Genomic DNA, 9428 nt, shown 5'->3' with positions numbered 1-9428 from the left:
TGATCCAGGACGAGAGCGAGAAGAAGCTGCTGCTGCTCATCCGGCAGCAAGTTAGCGCGGAGCAGCGCACCTGCGTAACGCGCTGGGCGCGGCGCAATCACCTCAAGGCGGTGTTCGTCAACATGAGCTTCGAAGGCTGATGCCCAAACGCACCGACATTTCCTCCATCCTCATCATCGGCGCCGGGCCGATCGTCATCGGGCAGGCGGCGGAGTTCGACTATTCGGGGACGCAGGCCGCCAAGGCGCTGCGCGAGGAGGGGTATCGGATCGTCCTGGTCAACTCCAACCCGGCGACGATCATGACCGATCCGGAGCTGGCGGACGCGACCTATGTCGAGCCGATCACGCCCGAAATCGTCGCCAAGATCATCGAGAAGGAGCGCCCGGACGCGGTGCTGCCGACGATGGGGGGGCAGACGGCGCTCAACACCGCGCTGGCGCTGTTCCGCGACGGCACGCTCGACAAGTTCGGCGTGCAGATGATCGGCGCGGACGCGGAGGCGATCGACAAGGCGGAGGACCGGCTGAAGTTCAAGGACGCGATGACCAGGATCGGGCTGGAAAGCGCCCGGTCGGCGATCGCGCATACCGTCGAGGAGGCGCTGGCGGGGCTGGAGATCACCGGGCTGCCCGCCGTTATCCGGCCGAGCTTCACGCTCGGCGGCACGGGCGGCGGCATCGTCTATAACCGGTCCGAGTTCGTCGAGCTGGTGCGCAAGGGACTGGACGCGAGCCCGACCACCGAGGTGCTGATCGAGGAATCGCTGCTCGGCTGGAAAGAATATGAGATGGAGGTCGTGCGGGATCGCAACGACAACTGCATCATCGTCTGCTCGATCGAGAATGTCGATCCGATGGGCGTCCATACCGGCGACTCGATCACCGTCGCGCCGGCGCTGACGCTGACGGACAAGGAATATCAGATCATGCGCAACGCCAGCATTGCGGTGCTGCGCGAGATCGGCGTCGAGACGGGCGGCTCCAACGTCCAGTTCGCGGTCAATCCGGCGGACGGGCGGCTGGTGGTGATCGAGATGAACCCGCGCGTGTCGCGCTCGTCGGCGCTCGCCTCAAAGGCGACGGGGTTCCCGATCGCCAAGGTCGCGGCGAAGCTGGCGGTGGGGTACACGCTCGACGAGATCGAGAACGACATCACGGGCGCGACCCCGGCGGCGTTCGAGCCGACCATCGACTATGTCGTCACCAAGATCCCGCGCTTCGCGTTCGAGAAGTTCAAGGGCGCGGAGGCGGTGCTGGGCACCGCGATGAAGTCTGTCGGCGAAGTGATGGCGATCGGGCGGTCGATCCATGAGTCGCTGCAGAAGGCGCTGCGCGGGCTGGAGACGGGGTTATCCGGCTTCAACATCGTCGATCGGCTGGCGGGCGCGCCGCGCGCGGAGATCGAGGCGGCGCTGGCGGTGCCTACGCCCGACCGGCTGCTGGTCGCGGCCCAGGCGTTGCGCGAGGGGTTCACGGTCGCGGAGGTGCACGCGATCGCCAAGTACGATCCGTGGTTCTTGGAGCGGATCGCGGAGATTATCGTCGCCGAGGCCGAGGTGATGGAGAACGGCCTGCCGATCGACGCGGCCGGAATGCGGCGCCTGAAGGCGATGGGCTTTTCCGACAAACGGCTCGCCTGGCTGGCGCTGCAGTCGGCGCATCTGCGCGGCATGAGCCGGGGGATCGCGCGCGGCTCCGGGCTGATCCACGAGGCGGTGGTGGCGATGACCGGCGGCGTTACCGAGGAGGAGGTGCGCGCGCTGCGCCACCGGCTGGGTGTGCGCCCCGTCTTCAAGCGGATCGACACCTGCGCGGCGGAGTTCGATGCGAAGACGCCGTACATGTACTCGACCTATGAGGCGCCGAGCTTCGGTGAGCCCGAGGACGAGAGCGTACCGAGCGAGCGGCGCAAGATCGTGATCCTGGGTGGCGGGCCGAATCGGATCGGGCAAGGGATCGAATTCGATTACTGCTGCTGCCATGCCAGCTTCGCGCTCGCGGAGGCGGGCTATGAGACGATCATGGTCAATTGCAATCCGGAGACGGTGAGCACCGACTATGACACGTCCGACCGGCTGTATTTCGAGCCGCTGACGGCGGAGGACGTGCTGGAGATCCTGCATGTCGAGCAGCAGAAGGGTGAGCTGGTCGGCGTGATCGTCCAGTTCGGCGGGCAGACGCCGCTCAACCTCGCGCGGGCGCTGGAGAAGGCGGGAATCCCGATCCTGGGCACTTCGCCCGACGCGATCGACCTGGCGGAGGACCGCGAACGGTTCGCGGCCTTGGTGTCGAAGCTGGGGCTGCGGCAGCCGCAGAACGGGCTCGCGCGGAGCCGCGACGAAGCGATCGCGGCGGCGGCGAGGATCGGCTATCCGGTGCTGATGCGCCCAAGCTATGTACTGGGCGGCCGAGCGATGGAGATCGTCGACGGGCCGGCGCAGCTCGACGACTATATCGCCACCGCGGTGCAGGTGTCGGGCGACAGTCCGGTGCTGATCGACCAGTATCTGCGCGACGCGATCGAGGTCGATGTCGACGCGATCAGCGACGGCATCGATGTGGTGGTCGCGGGCGTGTTGCAGCATATCGAGGAGGCCGGCGTCCATTCGGGCGACAGCGCCTGCTCGATCCCGCCCTATTCGCTCACGCCCGAGATCGTCGCGGAAATCGAGCGCCAGACGGTACTGTTGGCGCAGGCGCTGTCGGTGAAGGGGCTGATGAACATCCAGTTCGCGGTCAAGGCCAGCGGCCGCGAGGCCAAGCCCGTCAGCGACCAGGTCTACCTTATCGAGGTCAATCCGCGTGCGTCGCGCACCGTGCCGTTCGTCGCCAAGGCGATCGGCGCCCCCATCGCCAAGATCGCGGCGCGGGTGATGGCGGGCGAGAAGCTGGCGGACCTGCCGCCGGTCGACCGGCACATCGACTATTTCGCGGTGAAGGAGGCGGTATTCCCGTTCGGGCGCTTCCCCGGCGTCGATCCGGTGCTGAGCCCGGAGATGAAGTCGACCGGCGAGGTGATGGGCATCGACCGCGACTTCACCACCGCCTTCGCCAAGTCGCAGCTGGGCGCCGGCACGATCCTGCCGGATGGCGGGACGGTGTTCGTCAGCGTCAAGGACGGCGACAAGGCGGCGATCGTGGCGGCCGTGCAGGCGCTGGTCGACAACGGCTTCGGCATCCTGGCGACGACCGGAACGGCGGACTTCCTCGCGCGCGCGGGCCTGCCGGTGACGCCGGTCAACAAGGTGGCGCAGGGGCGGCCACACATCGTCGACCGCATCACCGATGGCGATGTCGCCCTCATCATCAATACGACCGAGGGATGGCAGAGCCTGAAGGACTCCGCGCCCATCCGCGCGGCGGCGATGACCAACCGGGTGCCCTATTTCACCACCGCGCCGGCGGCGGTGCAGGCGGCCCGCGCCATCGCGGCCGGGGCGCGCGACCTTGAAGTACGGCCGCTGCAATCCTATCATTCCCGCTTGCACGAGTGACCCCGACACAGACTGAACACTGGTGCGGGCGGCCTGCCGGGTCGCGCGGGGTAGAGAAATTGGGGAATGTGATGGCGACCGTCGACAAGATGCCGATGCTCCAGGAAGGCTATGAGAAGCTCACCGCCGAGCTGAAGCGCCTGAAAATCGAACGACCGCTGATCGTCGACGCGATCGAGGAAGCGCGCGCGCACGGCGACCTCTCCGAGAACGCCGAATACCATGCGGCGAAGGAGCAGCAGGGCCAGAACGAGGCGACCATCTCCGATATCGAGGGCAAGCTCAGCCGCGCGCAGATCATCGATCCCAAGGATCTGTCCGGCGACAAGGTGGTGTTCGGCGCGACCGTGACGCTACTCGACGAGGACGACAAGCCGCTGCGCTATCAGATCGTCAGCGAGACCGAGGCGGATGCGAGCCGGGGTCGGATCAGCTACAACTCGCCGATCGGCCGCGCGCTGATCGGGCGGCGGCTGGACGACGAGGTCGAGGTCACGGTGCCGTCGGGTGACCGCTATTATCTGGTGTCAAAGATCGAGTTCATCTGAGCGGCATGAACTGGCGGGATGCGCCGGCGACCTATGGGGTGGCCGCGCTGACGCTGATCGCGTCGGCGGTGGTGTTGCTGTTGGGCTGGTTGCCGCAGGCGGCGCTGGCCGGCGGCTTCATCCCGGCGCGGATCGGGGCGGAGGGCGTGGTCGCGCCGGTGGCGCTGCTCCCGGTGTGGTTGACGCCGCTGTCGACGACGTTGGTGCATGGCGGGCTACTGCATCTAGGCTTCAACCTCTTGATGCTTGTCTATGCCGGTCGGCAGGCCGAGCACGCGCTGGGGACGCCGGGGATGCTCATGCTGTACCTGGCGGGCGCGTATGCCTCCGTCGCGGGGCAGTGGCTGGCGTCGCCTGAGTCCACGGTACCGATGATTGGTGCGAGCGGCGCGATCTCTGCCGTCATAGGGGCCTACGCGCTGCTGTTCGGGGAGCGACGCGCGAAGGCCCTGGGGCCGGTGCCCGCAGGGGTCGTGCATGTGGCCTGGCTGGCGGCCGGCTGGATCGTCGTCCAGCTGCTGATCGGGGCGACCGACGGCGACCAGCCGGTGGCGATCGCGGCGCACATTGGCGGGTTCCTGGCGGGGCTGGCGCTGGCGCGGCCGCTGCTGTTGTGGCGGTGGCGGGGGGCCTAAGGTTTCAGCGGAACGAGACGGCCCTGTCGAGAAGCATTCAGACCCTGCTTAAGTCGTATCAGCCCTCGAGCGTCGGCTCCAGCAACCGGTGAAGGTGGACGACGACAAACTTCATTTCCGCGTCATCGACGGTGCGCTGCGCAGCGCCACGCCACGCCTTTTGCGCGCTCGCATAATCCGGGAAGATACCGACGACCTCGAGATCATTCGGATCAGCAAAATCGAGCCCGCGAGGGTCGCGGACGCGGCCGCCGAAGACGAGGTGAAGCTTGCTCATAGCCGCGCCCTCTAGCCGAGCGAGCCGCGGGGGTGAAGGGGCTCCCTCCCTTCTGGGGAAGGAAGCCCCCGATTTCACGCCGGGCTGGTCTGATCCTGCCCGCCCTGGTCCTGGCCGGTCTTGCCGGTCGCCGACTTGGCGGCGACCGCACCGCCGGCGGACAGCGCCTTGCCGAGGCCGCCGAGCAGGTTCTTGACCTGCTCCTGCGCCGCGTCCTTGGTGAAGCCGCGGGTTTCGAGCTCGCTGCGGCCCTGCTCGCGGGCGGTGTCGATCGCGGCGCGGGCGGTGTCGCCCAGCCGCTTGCCGACGGGAGCGAGCAGCTCCTTCTCCTTTTGCGAGCGTGGCAGCAGCGCGCCGGCCAGCACACCGACCGCAAGGCCGCCGACGACGATGCCGAGCGGATTGGTCTCGATGCTCTGGGCGGTGCGACGCGCGGCGTCGGCGGCGGTATCACGGGCACGCTCGAGCGTACCGGACTGATCCTGAGTGGAGCGGGTGTCGGTCATATGGAATCCCCTTGGATGGTGTAGGTGGGGTCCGGCGCCCTGGCTTGGGCCGGAACGGTGAGCTTCTGCTTGCGGCGGAACAGGCCCGCGATGCGGTGGCGAAGCAGGAACAGCCCGGTCGCCGCGACCGCGCCGGCGACGGGCGCCGGATTCTGCCTGGCCGCGTCGACCCCAGCGCGAGCATAGGTCCGACCCTTGTCGGTCGCGCTGCGCGCGGCCTCGCGCGCGAGGGTCTTCGGGTTGAGCTTTGCCTGGAGGCGATGGGCCGACTCCGCCAGCCTCTCCTTGGCGAGCGCCGCGCGGCGCTCCGCCGCCTGCACGTCCGCGACGGGATCGGGCGATGGTCCGGTCACTTCTTGGCTCCTGCTGGCGTGAGCTTGCCCTTGCCGATCATCGCCAGGATGCCCGCGATGATGAACGTCCCGACCACGACGATCAGGGTCGCCCATCCCGGGCCCAGCAGCGTCGCTAGCGTCAGGATCAGGCCGACAAGCAGCGCGGTGATCGCCGACAGCGCGAGCGTCGCGGCGGCGCCGAAGAATATGGCAGCGTTCTTGTAGGCGTTGGCCCGCTCCGCGGCCTTCGCCTTGTAGAGCGCGACCTCGGCATGGGCGAACTCGCGGGCATCGTCGATCGTCCGGTGGACGAGGGTGGAGATGCCCTCGTCCGCCGGCTCGACCGTGATGATCGGCCGCGAACTAGGCGCGGTTTGCAGCATTGTCGTCCAGCCCCGATTGGATCAGCCGCGCGACCACGAAACCGACCGCCGCCGCCGCGCCGATCGCCGCGGCGGGGCTTTTACGCACCAGCGCGCGCGCGTCGTCCAGCAGCTCGTCGACATCCTTCTCCTTGACCGCCGAGGAAAGGCCCTGGACCTGCTCGGCCGCCGAGCGGGCATATTGGCCGTATTGCGCGCCAAGCTTGCCGTCGACCTGGCCCGCGGCATCGGTCAGCATCGCCGCCAGCTGCTCCAACGCGCCGCCGGCCCGCTCCTTGCCCATCTCGGCAAAGCCGCGCGCCTTGTCGCCCGCCTGCGCGGTCAGCTTGCCGCCGGCATCCTTGAGCGTCTGGCGCGCCGCCGCGGTCGTTCCGCCCGCGCCATCGGCTTCGAACTCGACGCCTGCGCCCTTCAGCGGGACGGCGGGCGTGAAACCGGTGTCGGTCGGCGGGGTGATGTCCGCATCGTTCATCGGACGTGCGAAGTCGTTCTCGGCCATGATCTTGTTCCCTTTCGAGCCGTGTCTTCCTGCGTAACACCGGCGGGAATGCGCTTGTTCCACGCCGGTCCGCCGATTGCCCCTAGCATATCCGAGCGGTAGGGACGGCTGCACCAATCACGGGAGTTGCCGGACCTTGACCGCGATCATCGACATCCACGCGCGCACCATCCTCGACAGCCGGGGCAATCCCACGGTGGAGGTCGACATGCTGCTGGAGGACGGCAGTTCCGGGCGCGCCGCGGTGCCCTCGGGCGCGTCGACCGGGGCGCATGAGGCGGTCGAGAAGCGCGACGGCGACCGGGCCCGGTGGGGCGGCAAGGGCGTCGAACAGGCGGTCGAGGCGGTCAACGGCGAGATCGCGGAGGCGCTGGTCGGGGAGGACGCCGAGGATCAGGCCAATCTGGACGCCAAGATGATCGAGCTGGACGGTACGCCCAACAAGGGGCGACTGGGCGCCAACGCGATCCTCGGCGTCAGCCTGGCGGCGGCGAAGGCGGCGGCGGACGCGCGCGGGCTGCCGCTGTATCGCTATGTCGGCGGTGTTTCGGCGCACCTGCTGCCGGTGCCGATGATGAACATCATCAACGGCGGCGAGCATGCCGACAATCCGCTGAACTTCCAGGAGTTCATGGTGATGCCGGTCGGCGCGTCGAGCCTGTTCGAGGCGGTGCGCTGCGGGTCGGAGATCTTCCACGCGTTGAAGAAGGCGCTGCATGCGAAGGGGCTGGCGACCGGCGTCGGCGACGAGGGCGGCTTCGCACCGCACCTCGCCAACAATGCGGAGACGCTCGATTTCATCATGGAGGCGATCGAGGCGGCGGGGTACAAGCCGGGCGACGACGTGATGCTGGCACTCGATCCGGCGGCGACCGAGTTCTTCCGCGATGGCCAGTACGATCTGTCGGGCGAGGGCCTGAAGCTCGGACCGCAGGAGATGGCGCGCTATTACCAGGATCTGGTCGGGCGCTATCCGATCATCTCGATCGAGGACGGCATGGCCGAGGACGACGTCGAGGGCTGGGCCGCGCTGACGCAGGCGATCGGGACGAAGGTGCAATTGGTCGGCGACGACCTGTTCGTGACCAACCCGGAGCGGCTGCGCTGGGGCATCGGGCAGGGGCTCGCGAACTCGCTGCTGGTCAAGGTCAACCAGATCGGGACGCTGACCGAGACGCTGGAAGCCGTGTCGACCGCACACCGGGCGGGATACACCGCGGTCATGTCGCACCGTTCGGGAGAGACCGAGGATTCGACCATCGCCGACCTCGCGGTCGCGACCAATTGCGGGCAGATCAAGACGGGCTCCCTGGCGCGGTCCGACCGGCTGGCGAAGTACAACCAGCTGATCCGCATCGAGGAGGAATTGGGCGGGGCGGCACGATTTGCCGGACGGTCGGTCGTTCGGGCTTGATCGCCGAGTCGGGGACTGCGATGACGCGGGGGTGAGCCGAAAAACCACGCCGTTCCTCCGTACCTTGCGCCGTGCCGCGTTGCCGGCGACAGGGCTGGTCTTGATCGCGTTCTTCGGCGCCTATGCGGTGCTGGGGCAGAACGGCATCCTCGCCTATGGCGACTATCAGCGGCAACTGGCCAAGCGCGAGAAGGACTATGCGGCGCTCGACCAGAAGCGCACGGTGCTGAAGAACCGGGTGGCGCTCCTCGATCCTGACCACGCCAACCCGGACATGGTCGACGAGATGACGCGCAAGGAGCTGAACGTGATCCACCCGGACGAGGTGGTTGTTCCCCTCAGGAAGTAGGCTGAGTTCGCCTGCTCTGATACTCTTCCCCGGCGAAGGCCGGGGTCCAGTTTGTTAGCCGATCATTGGAGAGGGCAGTCGACTGCCTCACTGCAGCTCGAAACTGGACCCCGGCCTTCGCCGGGGAAGATGCCAATTCCAGTGCTCTCTCAACTACCGCCCCAGGAACGTGAGCAGGTCGCGCGTCAGCTGATCGCTGTGCGTGACGTTCAGCCCGTGCGGGGCGCCGTCATATTCGACCAGCTGCGAGCCCGCGATACCGCGATGGGCGGCGCGGGCGCTGGGGTCGATCGGAACCGTCTTGTCGGCGGTACCGTGGATGATCAGCGTCGGCACGTTGAACGCCGGCAGGTCGGGGCGGAAATCGGTCTTGCCGAACGCGTCGACGCAGTCGAGTGTGCCCTTCAACCCCGACATCAGCGCCAGCGAGGTGGAGTAGTCGACCACCTCCTGGCTGACCGGGCTGCTGACCCAGCCGACCCCGAAGAAGCCGGGCACGAAGGTATGGTGAAAGAAACGCGCGCGGTCTTCCTTGATGCCGGCCTTGATCTGCTCGAACTGCGCGGCGGGCACGCCGTCGGGGTTGCTGTCGTCCTTGAGCAGATAGGCCACGACCGACGAGATCAGTCCGGCGGCGATGACGCCGCGCCCACCGTGGCGGCTCATGTAGCGCGCGACCTCGCCGCCGCCCATCGAGAAGCCGACGATCGTCGCGTCCGAGGTAGCGCCGGTCGCCGCCATGACGTCGGCGAGATCGTCGGCGAGCGTGTCGTATTCGTAGCCGCTCCAGGGCTGGCCCGAACGCCCGAAGCCGCGCCGGTCATAGGCGATCGCCCGGAAGCCTGCCTCCGCCAGCGCCATGGCCTGCGCGTCCCACATGTCGGCGTTCAGCGGCCAGCCATGGGTGAGGATCACCGGCCGGCCTTGGCCCCAATCCTTGACGTAGAGGTCGGTGCCGTCGCGGGTTTTGATGAAGGGCATGGCTG

The 9428-nt window shown here is 67.8% G+C and carries 11 protein-coding genes; 5 read left to right on the top strand and 6 right to left on the bottom strand.

Annotated elements, in window-relative coordinates:
* The first annotated feature begins 139 nt into the window (after positions 1-139).
* From carB to VFQ64_RS11360, 3 genes are all read left to right on the top strand, one after another.
* Positions 140-3496 carry a carbamoyl-phosphate synthase large subunit gene (carB, locus tag VFQ64_RS11370; RefSeq protein ID WP_325103401.1) on the top strand — a complete coding sequence of 1119 codons (3357 nt, stop codon included), beginning with the start codon at positions 140-142 and terminating at the stop codon, positions 3494-3496.
* A 71-nt stretch (positions 3497-3567) separates the two neighbouring features.
* Complete coding sequence (gene greA, locus VFQ64_RS11365) at positions 3568-4044, top strand: transcription elongation factor GreA (protein ID WP_325103400.1); 477 nt, start codon at positions 3568-3570, stop codon at positions 4042-4044.
* Positions 4045-4049: 5 nt separating this feature from the next.
* Positions 4050-4679: a rhomboid family intramembrane serine protease gene (locus VFQ64_RS11360; protein ID WP_325103399.1), complete on the top strand. Its 630-nt coding sequence runs from the start codon at positions 4050-4052 to the stop codon at positions 4677-4679.
* 58 nt (positions 4680-4737) lie between these two features.
* Here the strand turns inward: VFQ64_RS11360 and VFQ64_RS11355 are convergent, their stop codons facing one another.
* The 5 genes from VFQ64_RS11355 to VFQ64_RS11335 form a co-directional block, all read right to left on the bottom strand.
* The gene (locus VFQ64_RS11355; RefSeq protein WP_325103398.1) at positions 4738-4956 is read right to left on the bottom strand and encodes a DUF4170 domain-containing protein; all 219 of its coding nucleotides are present in this window, start codon (positions 4954-4956) and stop codon (positions 4738-4740) included.
* A 74-nt stretch (positions 4957-5030) separates the two neighbouring features.
* Complete coding sequence (locus VFQ64_RS11350; RefSeq protein WP_325103397.1) at positions 5031-5462, bottom strand: hypothetical protein; 432 nt, start codon at positions 5460-5462, stop codon at positions 5031-5033.
* Positions 5459-5815 carry a phosphatase gene (locus tag VFQ64_RS11345; RefSeq protein ID WP_325103396.1) on the bottom strand — a complete coding sequence of 119 codons (357 nt, stop codon included), beginning with the start codon at positions 5813-5815 and terminating at the stop codon, positions 5459-5461. Before VFQ64_RS11345 ends, VFQ64_RS11350 begins: the two co-directional genes overlap by 4 nt.
* On the bottom strand, positions 5812-6180 hold the full coding sequence (locus VFQ64_RS11340; protein ID WP_325103395.1) for a phage holin family protein: 369 nt from the start codon (positions 6178-6180) through the stop codon (positions 5812-5814). The genes VFQ64_RS11345 and VFQ64_RS11340 overlap by 4 nt, the downstream gene beginning before the upstream one ends.
* Positions 6161-6679: a hypothetical protein gene (locus VFQ64_RS11335; RefSeq protein ID WP_325103394.1), complete on the bottom strand. Its 519-nt coding sequence runs from the start codon at positions 6677-6679 to the stop codon at positions 6161-6163. Before VFQ64_RS11335 ends, VFQ64_RS11340 begins: the two co-directional genes overlap by 20 nt.
* A gap of 136 nt (positions 6680-6815) precedes the next feature.
* Here VFQ64_RS11335 and eno point away from each other — a divergent pair, with 136 nt between their 5' ends.
* Positions 6816-8093 (top strand): phosphopyruvate hydratase, encoded by a 1278-nt coding sequence (gene eno, locus VFQ64_RS11330; RefSeq protein ID WP_325103393.1) that lies wholly within the window; start codon positions 6816-6818, stop codon positions 8091-8093.
* Between the two features lie 31 nt (positions 8094-8124).
* The gene (locus VFQ64_RS11325; protein WP_325103392.1) at positions 8125-8442 is read left to right on the top strand and encodes an FtsB family cell division protein; all 318 of its coding nucleotides are present in this window, start codon (positions 8125-8127) and stop codon (positions 8440-8442) included.
* 153 nt (positions 8443-8595) lie between these two features.
* Here the strand turns inward: VFQ64_RS11325 and VFQ64_RS11320 are convergent, their stop codons facing one another.
* A complete protein-coding gene (locus tag VFQ64_RS11320; protein WP_325103391.1) occupies positions 8596-9423 on the bottom strand; it encodes an alpha/beta hydrolase in 828 nt (275 codons plus the stop codon).
* Positions 9424-9428 lie beyond the last annotated feature (5 nt).

This window comes from Sphingomonas sp. (genome assembly GCF_035714405.1).
GTDB lineage: Bacteria > Pseudomonadota > Alphaproteobacteria > Sphingomonadales > Sphingomonadaceae > Sphingomonas.
This window is presented reverse-complemented; position numbering and strand designations above follow the sequence as displayed.

Excerpts from the sequence above, each read along its gene's own strand:
- carB (WP_325103401.1), top strand. The coding sequence starts at position 140 with ATGCCCAAACGCACCGACATTTCCTCCATCCTCATCATCGGCGCCGGG.
- greA (WP_325103400.1), top strand. The coding sequence starts at position 3,568 with ATGGCGACCGTCGACAAGATGCCGATGCTCCAGGAAGGCTATGAGAAG.
- VFQ64_RS11360 (WP_325103399.1), top strand. The coding sequence starts at position 4,050 with ATGAACTGGCGGGATGCGCCGGCGACCTATGGGGTGGCCGCGCTGACG.
- VFQ64_RS11355 (WP_325103398.1), bottom strand. The coding sequence starts at position 4,956 with ATGAGCAAGCTTCACCTCGTCTTCGGCGGCCGCGTCCGCGACCCTCGC.
- VFQ64_RS11350 (WP_325103397.1), bottom strand. The coding sequence starts at position 5,462 with ATGACCGACACCCGCTCCACTCAGGATCAGTCCGGTACGCTCGAGCGT.
- VFQ64_RS11340 (WP_325103395.1), bottom strand. The coding sequence starts at position 6,180 with ATGCTGCAAACCGCGCCTAGTTCGCGGCCGATCATCACGGTCGAGCCG.
- VFQ64_RS11335 (WP_325103394.1), bottom strand. The coding sequence starts at position 6,679 with ATGGCCGAGAACGACTTCGCACGTCCGATGAACGATGCGGACATCACC.
- VFQ64_RS11320 (WP_325103391.1), bottom strand. The coding sequence starts at position 9,423 with ATGCCCTTCATCAAAACCCGCGACGGCACCGACCTCTACGTCAAGGAT.